Source organism: Streptomyces sp. NPDC006208 (genome assembly GCF_040613775.1).
Lineage (GTDB): Bacteria > Actinomycetota > Actinomycetes > Streptomycetales > Streptomycetaceae > Streptomyces.
Genome location: NZ_JBEXSW010000031.1, coordinates 57,102 through 75,810, shown reverse-complemented (window position 1 = coordinate 75,810; position 18,709 = coordinate 57,102). Strand labels below are relative to the sequence as shown.

Sequence of the window (18,709 nt, the reverse complement as noted above, 5' to 3'; positions counted from 1 at the left end):
GAATTGCTGTGCACCGGTCGGGTTTCTCAGCGGCGCCGCTGGGCGGCGTCCAGGCTTCCCAGCAGGACCGCGCTCTTCACACCGCCGATCTGGTAGGTGAAATTCAGCGCATGATGGAAGTCGAGAGAACGAGTGCGCACACCAGGGACCGGATCGAATACGAGACCGTCGGCCGGCTGCTCACAGTTCGTCGTAGGACATACCTCGCCCCTTTCCATCATGAGGAGCGTCAGCGCCACCCCGAGGCATCCGGCAGGGGCTCCGTTGTGGCCGAAACAGCCTTCTTGGGAGGTCATGAGCAGCCCGGCCGCCGCTGAGCCGTACAGGTGCCTGACCGCGTTCACTTCAAAGGCGGTGACGACGGCGTCGCCGTCGCTGCCGCCGTGTATGTAAGGCACCTGCTCGATGGACCACCGGTCCCCGAGGCAGGCACGGACGGCGGCCACGAGTCCCATTCCGCTCTCGTCGCTCGCCAGTGGGTTGGCGAGCCCGTCGCGGGTCGTGGCTTGTGCGAGAATCTGGCCGTACGCGTGAGCACCACGCCGATGTGCGTGGCCCCGGCTTTCGAGGATCAAAGTCACAGATCCCTCGCCGTAGTTCACACAGTCCGCACGCCGGTCATAGGGCCGCATAAGGCGGTCGAACGATGGCAGGAGCGCGGGTTTTCCGGTCGATCTGATGGAAGAGTTCGCTTGCTGAGCGACGCGTAACAGGCGTTGTGCGTTGCGGACCAGACCCACGTTGAAGACATCGACGCCCGTCACCACCGCGATGTCCACCACGCCATCGGCAATCATGCGGCGGGCGTTTCCGAGTTGAACGGCAGATGATGCACAACCGCAGGACACCGTGTAGCAAGGACCGGTGGAGCGGGTCACCGCTCCCTGCACCAGGGCGACATCGGATGGCGAAACGGCCAGTTCGGTGCCGATGAAGAGCTCCATCGCCTCCAGGGGACTGATCGTTTCAGGGTCGGCCCCCAGGACCGCCTGATAGCTGCCCACTTGGGCATCCACCCCGCCCCGCCCGGCCAGAATCGCCGCGGTTGTCAGGTCCCCCGCGTACGGGTTCAACTCGGCATCCCTGCATGCCTCTGCCAGTGAGACCAGGCCGAATCGGTGCGCCGTCGTGAAGTGACGGACGAAGACGCCCGGGAATTCGGGCAGACGTTCCTCGAACATGGCGTCGGAAAGGTGGACCGGGCCGTGATGGACACCGTCACGCAAGAGGCATGAACGTCCGTGCGAGGCGATGTCCCACACTTCCTCGGCGGTGAAGACGGGCCGGCCCTCGCCCGGCAGGCAGAACCCCATGCCGGTAACCACGGCATCCCGTGTGTTCGCACCGGCACTTCCTCGAGTTGCCGCCGCTCGACCGCTCATGTCACACCTCCGTATGCTGGGACGGCATGGCAATGCACCACACCACTGCCAGGGGCTGGTCGGGTCAGGACCCGGAATTTCGGACGCACTTGGTGAGCGGCCCGGCTCACAGTCGGGATCCGCTCGAACGCAACTGGCGCCGTTCGCGGCGCGATGAAGTGCACGGCGTACCAGTCGGTCGCCGGCAGCCTGAACAAACCGATTACAGTTTGGTTCGGTAAGGGCTTTCCTTACCTTAAGTCGTGACTGGCAGTTACCGATAGGCCGGTATCGTGGCGCTCGAAGCGCAGACGGACGGCACATGTGCGCCTGAACTCCACCGGCGTGTTCTGCTCGCCAGAAGGGTCGGGTTCGGCGGCGGGAGGGAAAGCCGGAGTTTCTCCTCGGTTCGTCCCGAACGAAAGCGCCGGGCACATTCGTTCGGGTAAAGGTGGGCAGGTGGGGTCTTCGACAGCTCCCAGTCGTACGGCGGTTCCAAGGGCACCGACGGCAGGTCGTTCAACAGCGCGGTGGCCGGGGCCCGGGCCGAAGCCTGTTGTCAGTGGCGGGCGCTCCGGCTGCCACCCCCGCCCTGGAGTCGGGTCGCTTCGTGTCCCAGGCCGGACGCACGGTCGCACCCTTGAGGGCGGGTGGCCTTTCTCCTGCGGGGCGTCAGATGGCCTGATTCAGTTGGATACTCAGGGTTTACATCCGCTTCGCCTACCGGGCCGAGGGGACTTGCTATGGTGCTACTCGTCGGTAGTAAACCGAACGGGGGGCGCGAGGAGTCCGCGGACGCATTGCCGCAACTCCTCGGGTGGGCGGTCGAGTCGGACGGCCTGGCAAGGGGGCCAGGTCGGCCACGGCTACTGCGCGTACATACGACGCGGCCCTCGAACTCCAGTTTCCTGCGTCACTCATCCGGACAGGTGAGACTCGTCACATGGCAAGTTCACTGGTCGATCTGCTGACCACGCACGCCTCGCAACAGCCCGACCGGACCGCATACCGCTATCTCGTCACGGGAGACTGTGACGGAGAGATCCAGGACCTCTCCTACGGGCGCCTGGCCGGCCGGTCCCGAGCCGTCGCCGCGTGGCTGCAGGAGCGCGGCCTGGCCGGTTCCCGCGCCATGCTGCTGTATCCGCCCGGGCTCGAGTTCATCTGCGGCTACCTGGGCTGTCTTTCGGCCGGGGTCGTCGCCGTGCCCGGCGTGCCCCCGCAGGGGCGGTCGCAGAACCACCGGGCCCTGACCCGGATGAGGCGTCTGATCGCCGACGCGGACGCCAAGGTGATCCTGGGCGGCCGTGAGGTGATCGCCGCCCTCCGCGCCATGGTGGAACACCTGCCCGAACTGGACGGGATCACCTGCGTCGCCACCGAGGACATCCCCGACGACGCGGCCGACTCCTGGCGTGAACCCGACCTCACCGCCGACTCCGTCGCCTTCCTCCAGTACACCTCCGGCTCCACCTCCGCCCCGCGTGGCGTGATGGTGACCCACGGGAACCTGCTGGACAACCAGCGGGTCATCACGGAGCGGATGGGCCACACCCCGGACACGATCGCGGCGTACGACCACGAACTGTTCGTCAGCTGGCTGCCCGTCTACCACGACATGGGCCTCATCGGCCCGGTCCTGAACACGGTCCACCTCGGCGTCACCGCCACGCTCTTCTCACCGCTGCACTTCCTGCAGCAGCCCGCGCGCTGGCTGACCGCCCTCGACCGCTACCGCCCGCACACCAGCGGTGGCCCCAACTTCGCGTACGAGCTGTGCCTGAAGCACGCCTCGCCCGACCTCCTCGACGGTCTGGACCTGAGCCGGTGGAAGGTTGCCTTCAACGGCGCCGAACCGGTGCGGGCCGCCACCCTGCGGCGGTTCACCGAGACCTTCGGTGCGGCCGGCTTCCGCCGTGAGGCCCTCTACCCGTGCTACGGCCTGGCCGAGGCCACCCTGATGGTCACCGGCAGTTCGGTCACGGCCCCGCCCGCTCTGATCGAGGCCGCCGAGACCGGGCCGCACGCGGGCGCGGCGGACGCGGCGGCGGTCAGCTCCGGCCGACCCGGCCCCGGCATGACCGTGGTGATCGCCGATCCCGAGCGGCAGGAGGAGCTGCCCGAGGGCGAGGTCGGCGAGATCTGGGTCGGCGGCGCGAGCGTCGCCAAGGGCTACTGGCGCAATGCCCTCGCCACCCGTGAGACGTTCCGGGCCACTCTGAAGGACCGTCAGGGCCGTTTCCTGCGGACCGGCGACCTCGGATTCCTGCGTGGAGGTGAACTGTTCGTCACCGGACGTCTGAAGGACCTGATGGTCATCGACGGACGCAACCACTACCCGCAGGATCTGGAGCTGTCCGCCGAGATGTCCCACTGGGCGCTGCGGCCGGGCTGCACCGCGGCGTTCTCCGTGGACAGCGGAGTGCAGGGCGAACAGCCCGTCGTCGTCGCCGAAACGGCCCCGGAGGCGGCGGGCGAGTCCGAGAAGATCACCGACCTGATCCGCAGCTCGATCGGCGCGGCCCACGGCTTGTCGGTGCACGACATCGTGCTCGTCCACCCTGGCACCATCCCCAAGACGTCCAGCGGGAAGATCCAGCGCCACGCCTCCCGGGAGGCGTACCTCGCCGGCACCCTTTCGGTGGTCGGTGTCCCCGCCCTGAGATGACGTCACCCGCCGCCGGAGCGCGCGACCGCGCCCGGCGGCGGCACAACGACCGTACCGGTCGTACGCCGGCTCCACGGTTGTACGTCGCCGGGTCCGCCGTACACCGGGGGCGTACCAGCCGTGCCGGTCGTACGGAAACCGCCTGAGCCCGACTTCACGAGGACACCTTTCCAGATGCCTGCGAGCGAGTCCCCGAAGCAGTTCCCCGCGATGTCCGACACGACTTCCGAGGGCGTGCGGGCCTGGCTGGCGTCGGCTGTCGCCGCGGAGGCCGGACTCGACCCGGCAGCCGTCGACATTGAGCGGCCCATTGCCGAATTCGGCCTGGGTTCACGCCAGTTGGTGACGCTGGCCGCACGGCTCTCCGGGCACATCGGCCGTCCCCTGGAGCCGTCCTTCGTCTTCAACCACCCCACGGTCGCGGCGATCACGGATGCGGTCCTCGACGACAGGCCCGCCGGCGCCGTGACGGCGGACCCGGCGCCGGCGAACCCGCCGGAGCGGACGGACGGCGACATCGCCATCGTCTCCATGGCCTGTCGTTTCCCCGGCGGCGCCGACGACCCCGAGGCGCTGTGGCGGCTGCTGGCCGCGGGCGAGGACGCCATCACCGAGGTCCCCGCGGGCCGTTGGGACACCCAGGGGCTCTACGACCCCGACCCGGAGGCCACCGGCAAGGCGTACACCCTGCGCGGCGGCTTCCTGGCCGACATCGACCGCTTCGACGCGCCCTTCTTCGGGATCTCGCCGCGCGAGGCCGCGGCCATGGACCCACAGCAGAGGCTGCTGCTGCAGACCACCTGGGAGACGATCGAGCGTGCAGGGATCGTCCCTCAGACGCTGAACGGCACCTCCACGGGCGTCTACATCGGCCTGTACGAGAGCGGATACCTCGCCTCGGCCGGACTGGGCCAGCTCGACGGGCACGTCGGCACCGGCTCGGCGTCCAGCGTCGCTTCCGGTCGCATCGCCTACACCCTCGGTCTCCAGGGCCCGGCGGTGACCGTCGACACCGCCTGCTCCTCCTCCCTCGTGGCCCTGCACCTGGCCGCGCGGGCGTTGGCGGGCGGCGAGTGCGACCTCGCGCTGGCGGGCGGCGCGACGCTGATGGTGACGCCGCGCGGACACGTCGAGTTCAGCAGGCTGCGCGGGCTGTCTCCGTCCGGGCGGTGCAGCCCGTTCGCGGCCGACGCGGACGGTGTGGTGTGGGCCGAGGGCTGCGGTCTCGTGCTGCTCAAGCGGCTCGCGGACGCCCGCCGGGACGGGGACCGGGTCCTCGCGGTCCTCAAGGGGTCGGCGATCAACCAGGACGGCCGGAGCCAGGGCCTGAGCGCCCCGAACGGCCCGGCGCAGGAGCGGGTACTGCGCGCCGCCCTGGACGCCGCCGGGCTCCGGCCGGACGACCTGGACCATGTCGAGGCACACGGCACGGGCACACGGCTCGGCGACCCCATCGAGGGCCGCGCGCTCGCCACCGTCTTCGGACCGGGGCGCCCCGCCGACCGGCCGCTCGGCGTCGGCTCCCTGAAGTCCAACATCGGTCACACCCAGGCCGCGGCGGGCATCGGCGGCGTCATCAAGACGGTCCTGGCCCTCGGCCACGAGCGGCTTCCGGCATCGCTGCACGCCGAGACCCCGACCGAGCACATCGACTGGACGGGCGGCGGCCTGCGTGTGCACAGCACCGCCCAGGCATGGCCGCGGGGCGGCGACCGGGTGCGGCGGGCCGGGGTGAGCGCGTTCGGGATCAGCGGCACGAACGCTCATGTGGTGCTGGAGGAGGCGCCCGACGACCTGGCGCGGCAGGCCGGCACGCCGACGCCCGTCCGGCAGCCGCCCACCCAGCATCCGGCCCCCGAGCCCGACACTGCCGGAGAGCCGACTGCAGAAGCGCCGGCTGCCGGAAGGCCGATTGCCGGAGGGCTCACCGCGGAACTGTCCGGTAGGACCCTCTTCCCGCTCTCCGCGCGCACCCTCCCCGCCCTCCGGGGACAGGCTGGCCGGCTCCTCGAACTGCTCACAGCACAACCGCAGTTGCCGCTGACTGACGTGGCCGGGACCCTGACCCATCACCGTACGCATTTCGAGCACCGAGCCGTCGTCCAGGCGGGCGACCGCGGCGAACTGCTCACGGCGTTGCGCGGGATTGCCGAGGGGCAGTCCGACGCCGACATGGTCGTCGGCCCTGGGCGGACCGTTTCACCGGGCAAGCTGGCCTTCGTCTTCCCCGGCCAGGGCGCTCAATGGGCGGGCATGGCCCGCGATCTGCTGGACCGCTCGCCGGTGTTCGCCGACGAACTCGACCGGTGTGATGCCGCCCTGCGCCCGTTCACCACCTGGTCGGTGGCGGCCGTCCTGCGCGGTGACGCGGGCGCCCCGCCTCTGGACCGTGTGGACGTCGTCCAGCCGGTCCTCTTCGCCGTGATGGTGTCCCTGGCCGCCGTGTGGCGGGCCCGTGGCGTACGCCCGGACGCCGTCATCGGGCACAGCCAGGGCGAGGTCGCCGCGGCCTGCGTCGCCGGGGCGCTCAGCCTCAACGACGCATCCGCGGTGGTCGCCCTGCGCAGCCAGGCCCTGACCGGGCTGTCCGGCACCGGCACCATGGCCGTCGTCGCTCTGCCGCACACCGAGGTCGAGGCCCGCCTCGCCGGCCTCGGCGGCCGGGTGTCCCTCGCCGCCGTGAACAGCGGCCGCTCGACGGTGATCGCCGGTGAAGTGGAGGCCCTGGAAGCCCTGCTTGCCGACCTCGACCGGGAGCAGGTGTTCGTCCGCCGGCTCGACGTCGACTACGCCTCCCACAGCGCCCAGGTCGAGCCGGTGCGCGCGACGATCCTCGACGAACTCGACGGCGTCCTCACCTGTCCGACCTCCGTCGCCTGGTACTCCTCGGTCACCGGCGAGCCGGTCACCGAGGAACTGGAAGCCGAATACTGGTACACCAACCTGCGTGAACCCGTCCGCTTCGGGCCCACCGTGGAGCGCATGGTCGCCGACGGCTACCGCTGCTTCGTCGAACTGAGCCCCCACCCCTCCCTGCTCACGGCCCTGCGCACCGTCGCCGAAGACGCCGGGGACCCGGTCCACGACCTGGTCGCCGTCGGCTCGCTCCGCCGCGACGAGGAAGGGGCCGCCTGCCTGGACCGGGCCGCCGCCGAACTCCATGTCCACGGACGGCCGGTCGACTGGCGCCGCCTGGTGGCCGACACCGGGACGGTGGACCTGCCGACGTACGCCTGGGATCCGCAGCGCCACTGGATCGAGCCCGAGTCCGCCGCCGGCGCTCCTGGGCTCTTCGACCGCGCGGCGCACCCGTTGCTCGGCATCCAACTGCAGTCGGCGGACGAGACCCGCTGGACGTTCCGCAACGAGTGGTCCCCGGCCACCGCCCACTGGCTGCCCGACCACACCGTGTTCGGGCGGACCGTGGTCTCCGGCACGACCCTGATGGAGCTGTGCCGCGCCGCGCTCGCCGTGGCCCGTCCGGACGACCCGGGTGACGTCACCGACCTGCTCCTCCTTGCGCCCCTCACCCTGCCCGCGTCGGGCACGGTCGAGGTGTCCGTCGAGGCGGTCACCGCCGGTCCCCGGCCGGAGATCACCGTGCACAGCCGTCCGCGCGGCCAGGAGGCCGCGGGCTGGACCCTGCACGCCACCGCGTCGGCGGCCGGGCCCGACGAGGTGAGGACGGGCCGGCCGCCGGAGTGGCCACAGACGGCCGAGGAGGCCTGGAGCCCGCGGACGTACGAGCGGCTGACCGCGCTCGGTCTCGGCTATGGCCCGGCCTTCAAGGGCGTGCAGTCGGCTGCCACGACCGGGGACGGCGCGCTGCTGGCCCGGCTCTCGCTGCCGTCCGCGGCCCGCGATGTGGCCGACCCGTACCCGGTCCATCCGGCGCTGCTGGACGCCGCGCTGCACGTGGCCGCCGCGTTCGACGCGTCCGACGGCCGTGTGCTGCTGCCGGTCGCGGTGGGCCGCTGCGTCCTGCCGCCCGGCGGCGCGACCGACCTCACGGCGTCCGTACGGCGGACCGGCGGCTCCGGCACGGACCTCACACTGGACGTGACGCTCTGGGACGCCGACGGCCTCCCGGCAGGCCGGCTGGAGGGTGTACGGCTGCGCGCCGCGGACCCGGCAGACCTGAACGGCGGCTCGGAGAACGGCCGTCACCTGTACGAGGTGGCGTGGACGGCCGCACCCGAAGTGCCCACCGGGGCGCCGGGCGCGGAGTGGGCCGTCATCGGCGACCGGTCGGACCCGGAGGTCACCGCGGCCCTGCGAGGCCTCGAAGAGGCGGGGATCCAGACGCGCGAGACGGGCGCCGAGATCCTCGTACGGTTCTGGCCGCAATCGGCGAAGGAGACCGAACCGGCCGTCGCAGCAAGTGAGTTCGCGGCCACGGCACTGGCCGAACTGCGGACGCTCATCGCTCTCCCGCCGGAAGAGGCGCCGGCCCGGACCGTGTGGGTGACCCACGGCGCCGTCGCCGCCGACGACGAAGACACGGTGCCCGGCCTCGCCCAGTCGGTGCTCTGGGGCCTGGCCCGCAGCGCCCGCACCGAACACCCGGACCTCGGGCTGACTCTGCTCGACCTCGACCTCGACCTCGACGGCTCCGGACCCGCAGGCGCGCTGACGGCTGCCGTCGCGTACGCCGACGAGCCCGAACTCGCTTTCCGTGCAGGCACGTTGCTCGTTCCGCGACTGGTGCGCGCCCGCGCCCGGGATGCGCTGCGGATCCCGGCCGGGGACTGCTACGAGCTGACCGGCCTCCCGACGGATCCCAGCCTGCGCCCCGTGGCACCCCGGACCCTGGTCGCCGGCCAGGTGAGGATCCAGGGGCACGCTGTCGCCGTGCAGCCCATCACGGACCTCGTCCCCGGTGACGAGGTGCTGCGCGCCGCGTGCGCCGGTGTGCTCACCGAGGTCGGCCCCGGCGTCGAGGGACTCGCCCCCGGCCTGCGGGTCGTCGCCCTCGCCGACACCGCACCCGGCTCCGAGGCGATCGCCGACGCGCGGCTGGTCGCGGTGCTCCCCGACGAGCTGCCGTTCACCGCCGCGGCCGCCCTGGGCGCCGTGCACGCCGTTGCCGCCGAAGGCGCCGTGCCAGGCCGTGAACAGCTCGGGGCGGCCCTGCGTGCGGCTGTCGCGTCGGCCGCGGCCGGGCAGACGCGCCCCGTCCGTCCCCAGGTCCTGCCCGTCACCGCCGCGCGCGAGGCGATACGGCGGCGGACCGCATCCGGCGGCCCCCTCGTCCTCGACCTGGTCGGCCGCCCCACCCTGGTGCCCACCGACGGCACGGTGCTGATCACCGGCGGTCTGGGCGCGGTCGGCCGGCACCTCGCCCGGCTCCTCGCCGCACACGGCGTCCCGCGTCTGCTGCTGACGTCACGTCAGGGTGCCCAGGACCCGCGTACCGCGGAGGTCACCGCGGAACTGACCGCGCTCGGCGCCGAGGTCGAGGTCGCGGCGTGCGACATCGCGGACGAGGCGGCCCTGGCCGGCGTACTCGGCCGTATCGGCGACGAGTTGCCGCTGCGCGGCGTCGTGCACTGCGCCGGCGTCCTGGCCGACGGCATGGTCGCCGAGCTGACGCCCGAACGCCTTGCGCAGGTGCTGCGCCCCAAGGTCGACGGCGCCGCCCACCTGCACCGGCTCACCGCCGACGCGCCGCTCGACCTCTTCCTGCTGGTCTCCTCGGCCGCCGGCGTCCTCGGCAACGCGGGCCAGAGCAACTACGCGGCGGCCAACGTCTTCCTGGACCAACTGGCCCACCACCGGCGGGCTCTGGGCCTGCCCGGCGTCTCGGTCTCCTTCGGTGCCTGGGCGGGCGAGGGCCTCGCCGCCGAACATGCCGACCTGGAGCGGATGGCCCGCCTCGGCCACCGCGCCCTCACCCCCGATCAGGGCCGCGAGCTCGTGGAACTCTCCCTGCGGCGGGGAGCACCGCACCTGGTCGCCTGGGCCCTGGACCTGCCCCGCCTGCGCGAGTCCACGGCCGCCGCAGGCAGCACGGCGGGAGCGCTGTGGCGCTCGCTGCTGCCTGCGCCCCGCACCGCCCAGGACGGCGGGGACGGCCTGGCTGACCGCCTGGCCCGGCTGCCGGAGGCCGAACGCTCCGAACGCGTCCTGGCCCTGGTCCGCGAGGAGGCGTCCCGCGCCCTCGGCCTGCGCTCGGCGGAGTCCGTCCGCCCCGACCGGCCACTGCGCGAACTCGGCATGGACTCGATGACGGCCATGGAACTCCGTAACCGCATCGGCACCCGCATCGGCACCAAGCTCCCCGCCACCCTGCTGTTCGACCACCCCACTGCGGCCCGGCTCGCCGAGTACCTGCTCACCACCGCGCTCGCGACCGGCGGCCGTACAACCCGCCGGACCGCTCCCCACACGCAGCAGACCCGCACGCAGCAGACCCGCACGCAGGCACCGGCGACGCGGGCGTCCGACGAGCCGGTGGCCCTGGTGGCCATGGCATGCCGTCTGCCGGGCGGCGTGAACGATCCGGAGGGCCTGTGGCACCTGGTCGCGGAGGGCCGCGACGCGGTGGGCCCGTTCCCGGCGGGACGCTGGGACGTGGAGTCCCTGTACGACCCCGACCCGGAGGTCATGGGCAAGTCGTACGCCCGGGAAGGCGGCTTCCTGGAGGACCTCGAGTCCTTCGACGCGGGGTTCTTCGGGATCACACCGCGGGAAGCGGCCGCCATGGACCCGCAGCAGCGGCTGCTCCTGGAGACGGCGTGGGAGGCACTGGAGCGCGCCGGGATCGTGCCCGCCGAGCTGGCGGGGAGCAGCACCGGTGTGTATGTCGGGATGTTCGGTAGCGACTACCTGGCGGGCACCCGGCTCGACCAGCTGGACGGGTACGTCGGCACCGGCTCGGCGCTCAGCGTGGCCTCGGGCCGGCTCGCCTACGCGCTGGGGCTGGGAGGCCCCGCGCTGACGGTCGACACGGCGTGCTCGTCGTCGCTGGTGGCGCTCCACCTGGCGGCGCAAGGGCTGCGGTCGGGCGAGTGCGATCTGGCCCTCGCCGGCGGCGTGACCGTGATGGTGACGCCGGGGACCTTCGTGGAGTTCAGCCGGCTGCGGGGCCTGTCGCCGACCGGCCGCTGCCGCTCCTTCTCCGACGAAGCCGACGGCGCCATCTGGGCCGAGGGCGCGGGCATGGTCGTACTGAAGCGGCTGAGTGACGCGCGGCGGGACGGTGACGAGGTGCTGGCCGTGCTGCGCGGCACGGCCGTCAACCAGGACGGCCGCAGCCAGGGACTGTCCGCACCGAACGGTCCGGCCCAGGAGCAGGTGATCCGGCGAGCCCTTGAGCAGTCAGGGCTGGGGCCCGCCGACATCGACTACGTCGAGGCGCACGGAACGGGCACGACGCTGGGCGACCCGATCGAGGCGAACGCCCTGTCGGAGGTCTTCGGCGACTCGCGTCCGCACGGCCGGCCGCTGTACCTGGGCTCGCTCAAGTCCAACATCGGCCATGCGCAGGCGGCTTCGGGCGTGATCGGGCTGATCAAGGTGGTGCAGTCGCTGCGCCACCGGGCCCTGCCCCGCACCCTGCACGCCGGCACGCCCAGCCGCCACGTCGACTGGGACGACAGTGGGCTGCACCTGCTGCAGGAAGAGGTCGCCTGGCCGTCGTCGGGGGAGCGCGTACGCCGTGCCGGAGTGAGCGCCTTCGGGATCAGCGGAACCAACGCGCATGTGATCGTGGAGGAGGCCCCAGCGGCCGAGGCGGAGCCGCAGGACGACGTCACGCCGGAAAAGCGGCTGTTCGTGTTGTCCGGGCGCAGTGAGGCCGCCGTGCGGGGGCAGGCTGCGCGGCTGGCCCGGTACGTGACCGAGGACGCCGCACTGCCGGACGTCGCCCACACCCTGGCGCACCACCGCAGCCACTTCGAACGGCGTGCGGGGATCGTGGCGGGTGACCGGGACGAACTGCTGGCCCATCTCGACGCACTGGCGGCCGGACGGATGCCTCTTGCGCCGCTCCGTGAGGAGCAGACGGGCAAGGTGGCGTTCGTCTTCGCCGGGCACGGCGGCCAATGGCCGGGCATGGCCATCGAGTTGTTTGCCGGGTCGGACGCGTTCCGCAAGGAAATGGCACGGATCGACGAGGCAATGCGCCGTCACGTCGGATGGTCGGTGCTCAACGTGCTGCGGGCGCCGGAGGAATTCTCCCCGCTGGACCGGACCGAGTTCCTGCAGCCGGTGCTGTTCGCGGTCAACGCGTCACTGGCCGCCGCCTGGCGTGCGCTCGGCATCGCCGCGGACGCCGTGGTCGGGCACAGCCTGGGCGAGATCGCCGCCGCGTACAGCGCGGGCGCCCTCACTCTGGACGACGCCGTGGCCGTGGTGACCGGGCGCGCCCAGGCGGTCGTACCTGTGGTCGGACAGGGCGGCATGCTGGCCGTGGAACTGCCGCGCACGGACGTCGAGAGGTTGCTCGAGCCGTACGCGGACCGGCTGTTCGTCGCGGCGGTCAACAGCGCGCACTCCACGGCCGTCTCCGGCGATGCCGACGCGCTGGCCGAGCTGCGCCGGCACCTCGACGAGCAGGGAGTCCGCGTACGGCCGCTGTCGACGCCGTTCGCCTCTCACACACCCTTGATGGAACCGCTCCGTGAGGAACTGCTCGGCCGGTTCTCCGGCATCCGGGGCATGCGGACGCCGACCCCGCTGTATTCGGCGGTACTGGCCCAACCCGTGCCCGGTGACCGGCTGGATGCCGGGTACTGGTTCGCCAACCTCAGGCAACCCGTCCGCTTCGCGGACACCATCCGCCGGATGCTGGACGACGGCTACCGCTACTTCGTCGAGCTGAGCCCGCACCCGTCGCTCGGTGCGTCGATCGAAGCCGTGGCGGCCGAGGCCGGGATCGACGCGGTCAGCGTCGGCTCGCTGCGCCGACAGCAGGACGGGCGCGACGTTCTGCTGCGCAGGCTGGGGGAGTTGTACGCGGCCGGGCACACCCCCGACTGGTCGGTGCTGTTCCCGAGGGGCCGCCGGACCGACCTGCCCACCTACGCCTTCGCCCGCGAACGCCACTGGCTCGCTCCCGCCCCGGCCTCCCCGGCGGGCGGCGCCTCGCCGCTGCTCGGCACGCACGTCGAGGCCAGCGACGAGCCCGACCGGCACATCTTCCAGACCGACATCGACCTGCGCGACAGCCGCTTCGACTATCTGACCGACCACCGCGTCACCGGCGAGGTCTGGCTGCCCGGCGCCGCCTTCCTCACCATGGCGCTGGAGGCCGCTGCCGCGTTGCAGGGCGGCGGGGAAGCGCGGCTGGCCGACGTCAGGTTCGTACAGCCGCTGTGTCTGGACGCGGACCGGCCCGTACGGCTGCAACTGGTCCTGCGGCCCGCGGTGGACGGTTTCAGGGACTTCGCCATCGCCTCGACGGTCGCCGGCGAGCGGCGTGCGCCGTGGGAGCGGCACGTCGGCGGACGCGTCGCCGTCATTGCCGCCGAGCCTGCGCCCGGTGCCGGCGAGCAGCTCGGCGCACTACGCGAGCAGTGCGACGAAGAGGTCGAGCTGTCGGGCGTCTACGCCGGGCTCGCCGCCCTGGGCATCGACTACGGTCCCGCGTTCCGGGGCCTTGAGGAGGGTCACCGCACGGACGGTGCGGCGCTCGCCCGGCTGGCCCCGAAGCCCGCCGCCGGTCATCTGCTGCACCCCGCGGTCCTCGACGCCGCGTTCCACACTGCCGCCCTGCCGGGCGCGGCGCCCGAGGGCCGGGCGTTCGTGCCCGCCGGCGTCGGACGGCTGCGGTTCACCGGGCTGCGCACCATGCCGGCGTGGGTGACCTGCCGGCTGCGTTCCGTGGAGGGCGACACCGCGACCCTGGACCTGCGACTATGGGACGAGAACGAGCAACTGGTGCTGGAGGCGGAGGAGTTCGAGCTCGCAGCGCTCTCGCCGCTCGACGGCGCGCTCTTCGAGACCCGCTGGCAGCCACGCCCCGTCGCGCAGGAACCGCCCGCCCACGGCAGTTGGCTGATCCTGGCCGACGAGACGGGCGTGGCCGCCGAACTCGGTGAGCGGCTGGGTTCCACGGTGCCGTATGTGATAGCGCGCAGGGGCGACTCGTTCGGCGTCGAGGGCCCCGGCCGCTACGTCCTCGACCCGGCCGATCCACAGCACCTGGCCCGCCTCCTCGACGAGGCATTCGCGGACGGAGGGCCCGAGCAGGTGGTCCAGCTGTCCGCACTCGACGCTCCCTCGATCGAGGATGCCGGTACGGCCCGGGAGGCGGCCCGCCTGTGCTGCCTGAGCACCCTGCACCTGGTACGGACGCTCGCCGACCGCGCGCACGGCCGGGCCCCCCGCCTGTTCGTCGTCGTACGGGGCAGCCAGGCCGCCGGTGACAGCACGCAGGTGACGCACCCTCAGCAGGCCCTCGCCTGGGGCTTCGGCCTCACGGTTGCGCAGGAGCACCCGGAACTGTCGACCACGCTGATCGACCTGCCGTCCAAGGACGGCGTGGACGCCCTGTGGACGCAGTTGCGGCACGCGGACGACGAACGGCTCGTCGCACTGCGGGAGTCGGGCCGTCTGGTGCCGCGCCTGGCCCGCACCCGTCCCGACGACGGCGGCCACGGCGAGATCACCCCGGACGGTGTGCACCTGATCACCGGTGGTCTGGGCGGCCTCGGCCGCGTCGTCGCCGAGCGACTGGTCCGCCGCGGCGCCCGCCGACTGGCCCTGTTGAGCCGGGGCACGCCCGACGCCGACACCGCGAGCTGGCTCCAGGGCCTCGAGGCGCGCGGCGTCACCGTGCACCTCGCCCGCGCCGACGTCGCCGACCGTGACGGCCTGACCGCCGCCCTGGACGCCGTACGACGGGACGCCGGCCCGATCGCCGCCGTCGTCCACGCGGCCGGTGTGCTCGACGACGCCACGATGGCGAACCTGACGGACGAACGTGTCCTGCGTGTCCTCGCCCCCAAGGTCCTGGGCACCACCCTGCTCACCGAGCTGATCCCGGAAGCCGGGAACATGGTCCTGTTCGCCTCGGCGGCAGGTCTCCTCGGCTCGGCCGGGCAGAGCCCGTACTCGGCGGCGAACGCCTTCCTGGACGCCTGGGCGCACCACCTCTCCCGTGGCGACCGCCGGGCGTTGAGCCTCGACTGGGGTGCCTGGACGGGCGTCGGCATGGTCTCCGAGTCCGCTGCCAGGGCCGCCGAGACCAGCCGGTCGGGGCTGGTCGCCTTCTCCCCGCAGGACGGCGGCGAGCTGTTCGAGCGGGTGCTCGCCACGGCCCGCCGCCAGCTCGCACCCATCGCCCTGGACTGGGAGATGCTGGCGCTCGTCCCGGACGCGGCGCGGACCCGCCCGATCCTGGGCGACCTGGTCACCGTCCCGACGGGTACGGCGGTCTCCGACGACCTCGTCACCAAGGTGTTCGAGGCGACGACGGACCACGACCGCGCCGCATGGCTCGAAGCGTACGTACGGGCCAGGGTGGGTGACGTCTCCGGAGGCGTCGTGGACGTCTCCGCGACCTCGGCCCTGAAGGAACTGGGCCTGGACTCCCTCATGCTCGTCCGGCTGCGCAACGCGTTCGCCCGCGATCTGGGCGTCGAACTTGCGGCCGCCGATGTCTTCTCGGCGTCCGACATCCGCGAGCTCGCCCGTGCCCTGGGCGCGGCCCTGCCCCAGCGGGGCTCCGTGGTGCGGGACGAGGAGCGGCCGGGAGACGTCCCCCATCAGGTGCCCGAGACCGAACTGCGGCCCGCGACCCGCGATGTCGTACGGCTGCTGCGCAGTGCCCGGCCGGGCATGCCGGACGCGGCACATGGCATCGGCCTCGCCGTACGGCTCACCACGCCGGTCACCCGGGAGACGCTCACCGACATCCTCACCCGGTTCGCCGGACGGCACGCTGCCCTTCGCACGGCGATCGTCACCGGCGCCGAAGGAGGGCGGCAGCTGTGCGTGGACCGGGAGTTGAGCGGACCCGTACTGCGCTGGACGGCGGTGGCCCCCCAGGCCGAACTCGACGCAGCCGACCGGTTGCGGGAGTTGCTGGAGCCGCCGTTCGACCTGGCGAAGGCGCCGCTGTGGCGGTTCGAGCTGCTCGACGGCGGCGCGCGGGGCCAGATCCTGGTGTTCGGCGCGCACCACGCGGTGAGCGACCTGCAGTCGCTGCTGCTCGTTGCGGGGGAGATCGACGCCGAGCTGTCCGGTGCCTCACTCGGTTCCGACGTCACCAACCGGGACATCGATCTCCTGATCGAAGCCCAGCAGACGGGCCAGGGCACCGGCGCGGCCGAGTGGCGCGAAGCCTTCCACGGCAGCGCCCGTCTCGACCTGACGCTCACCCGGCCGCGCCCCGCGGCGCGGTCGTACCGGGCCGGCAGCGTGACCGTGGCGATCCCCGACGGGCTCATGGAGCGGGTGTCGGCGGCCGCGAGCAGGCTCGCCGTCACGTCCGCAGCCTTCTGCCTCGGCACGCTGACCGTGCTGCTGGCACGGACGCGGGAGCGTGAGCGCTTCGTGCTCGCCGTACCCGTGGACACGCGCATCCACGCCGACGCGTACGACGCGGTGGGCTTCTTCGGAGTGCCGGTGCCGTTCCCGGCGGAAGCCGGGGCGGGTGAGCGGATCGAGGAGGTGCTGCGCCGCACCGACGGCCGCCTCGAGAAGCTCCTCGCGAAGGGCGCCATGTTCTCGGACGTCCTGTCGACGCTGGCCCAGCAGGGGCTGTACCGGGCGAACGCGCCGCTCGTCGAGGTGTACTTCAACTACGTACGCTCCTCGGCAGGGCGCCTCGCAGGCCTGGAGGTGCTGCCGGCCGGGACCGGCTACTCCGACCTCGACCTGATGATCACCATGACCCCGGACGCGGGACGGGTCCGGCTCGACCACAACCTCGACATCCTGGACGCGGCGACCTCCACCGAACTGGCGGAGGAGTTCCTGCGTCTGCTCGCGGAGGCGGTCGAGGATCCGACGGCACCGGTGCGTACGACGCGCACGACCGTCGATGCCGCCCCGGCCCCGACCGAGCTCCCGGTCCCGGCGCAGGCCCCGGCCGCCGACAGGCCCGCTGCCGCCCCGCGCCGCTCCCTCGCCCTCGCCGCCACCTTCGCCCTCGGACACCTGCCGCAGATGTGCGAAGCGGCCGTCGACGAGGGGGCGCAGGACCGCGGAGTGACGGTGGCGGAAGCCCCTTACCACCAGGTGCTCTCGAGCCTGCGGGACCCCTCCGGTGTCTTCACCGACCCCTCCACGGCGGTGGGTGTGGTGTTGCTGCGGGCGGTGGACCTGGAACGGTTCGGCCCGGTGGACGACGCGCTGCTCGCCCAGTTGCGCGCCGAGTACCCGGCCGCGCTGCGGAACCTGTCCGAGCGGACCCGCAAGCCGCTGATCGTCGGCTTCCTGCCGTCCTCGCACGACGACGACCGCTTCGGGCGGTGGGAGCGCGAGATCGCCGCCGACCTGACCGGGCTGCCCGGCATCGCGGTGCTCCGCCCCGGCGACTGGACCCGGCGCCACGCCGTCGAGGAGCGCTTCGACGAACGGACCGAGCAACTGGCCCACCTCCCCTTCACCCCGCACTTCCAGGCGGCGGTCGCCCTGCGGCTGGCCGAGGTCGTACAGGCGGTACGGCGCCCAGTGCCCAAGGTGATCGCGGTGGACGGTGACGAGACCCTGTGGGGCGGGGTGGCCGGGGAGATCGGCCCGGAGTCGGTGGACCTGACCGGTCCGCGTGCCGTGCTGGCGCGGAGGCTGTTGCAGTGGCGTGCCGCGGGCGCGCTGCTGGCGCTGGTCAGCAACAACGACGAGGACACGGTCCGCGCCGTCCTGGGGCGCCCGGACAGCCTGCTGAAGGCGGAGCACTTCAGTGTGCTCTCCGCCACCTGGGGCCCGAAGTCGGGCCGGCTGGCCGAGGCGGCGCGCACGCTCAACCTCGGTCCGGACAGCTTCCTGTTCCTGGACGACAACCCGGTGGAGATCGCGGGCGTGCGGTCGGCGTTGCCCCAGGTGCTGTCGGTGACCTGCCCGCCGGCGGCTGAACTGGAGGAGTTCCTCGACCGGTTGTGGCCGCTGGTCCCGGCTGCGGCGACGGCCGAGGACTCACTGCGGGCCGGGTTCTACGAGCAGGAGCGGGAACGCGACGCCATCCGCGAACAGGCCGGTTTCGAGGAGTTCCTCGACCGGTTGGAACTCGAGGTCGACATCCGGGCCCTGTCCGAGGCCGATGTCCAGCGGGCGGAGCAACTCGTCCGCCGTACGAACCAGTTCACGCTCCGCGCCCGATCGGCCGACGGCGGTGATCTCGCCCGGTGGCGGGAGCGCGGCGAGGTGTGGACGGCCTCGGCCCGGGACCGTTTCGGCGACTACGGCCAGATCGGCCTGCTCGCCGTCCGCCCGGACGGCGGTCAACTCGACGTACTGGCCTGGATGATGAGCTGCAGGGCGCTCGGCCGAGGTGTCGAGGAACGCCTGCTGCAATGGCTGGCCGACCGCGCCGACGAGCTGGGATGCGCGAAGGTCCGGCTCACGGCGGAGCGCACCCCGCGCAACGTACCGGCCCGCCGTCTCCTCGCCGCGCTCGGCGGCGGCGACCAGGACGACGAACGTCTGGAGACCGTGGTCACACCGGAACACCTGCGGGCATTCCGCTCCTGGCAACAGGAACAGCAAAAGTGACCGGACCGGCTCCGGCCTT

At 72.5% G+C, this 18,709-nt stretch carries 3 protein-coding genes; 2 read left to right on the top strand and 1 reads right to left on the bottom strand.

Annotated features, from left to right (window positions below):
* Positions 1-26 precede the first annotated feature (26 nt).
* On the bottom strand, positions 27-1,382 hold the full coding sequence (locus tag ABZ208_RS24550) for a beta-ketoacyl synthase N-terminal-like domain-containing protein (protein WP_356911617.1): 1,356 nt from the start codon (positions 1,380-1,382) through the stop codon (positions 27-29).
* 922 nt (positions 1,383-2,304) lie between these two features.
* On the opposite strand from ABZ208_RS24550, the gene ABZ208_RS24545 reads away from it, so the two are divergent.
* A complete protein-coding gene (locus ABZ208_RS24545; protein ID WP_356911616.1) occupies positions 2,305-4,029 on the top strand; it encodes a fatty acyl-AMP ligase in 1,725 nt (574 codons plus the stop codon).
* Positions 4,030-4,203: 174 nt separating this feature from the next.
* Positions 4,204-18,690, top strand: coding sequence for an SDR family NAD(P)-dependent oxidoreductase (locus ABZ208_RS24540; RefSeq protein WP_356911615.1), 14,487 nt, complete (start codon positions 4,204-4,206; stop codon positions 18,688-18,690).
* Positions 18,691-18,709 lie beyond the last annotated feature (19 nt).

Coding starts and splice junctions, on each gene's coding strand:
- ABZ208_RS24550 (WP_356911617.1), bottom strand. CDS start 1,382: ATGAGCGGTCGAGCGGCGGCAACTCGAGGAAGTGCCGGTGCGAACACA.
- ABZ208_RS24545 (WP_356911616.1), top strand. CDS start 2,305: ATGGCAAGTTCACTGGTCGATCTGCTGACCACGCACGCCTCGCAACAG.
- ABZ208_RS24540 (WP_356911615.1), top strand. CDS start 4,204: ATGCCTGCGAGCGAGTCCCCGAAGCAGTTCCCCGCGATGTCCGACACG.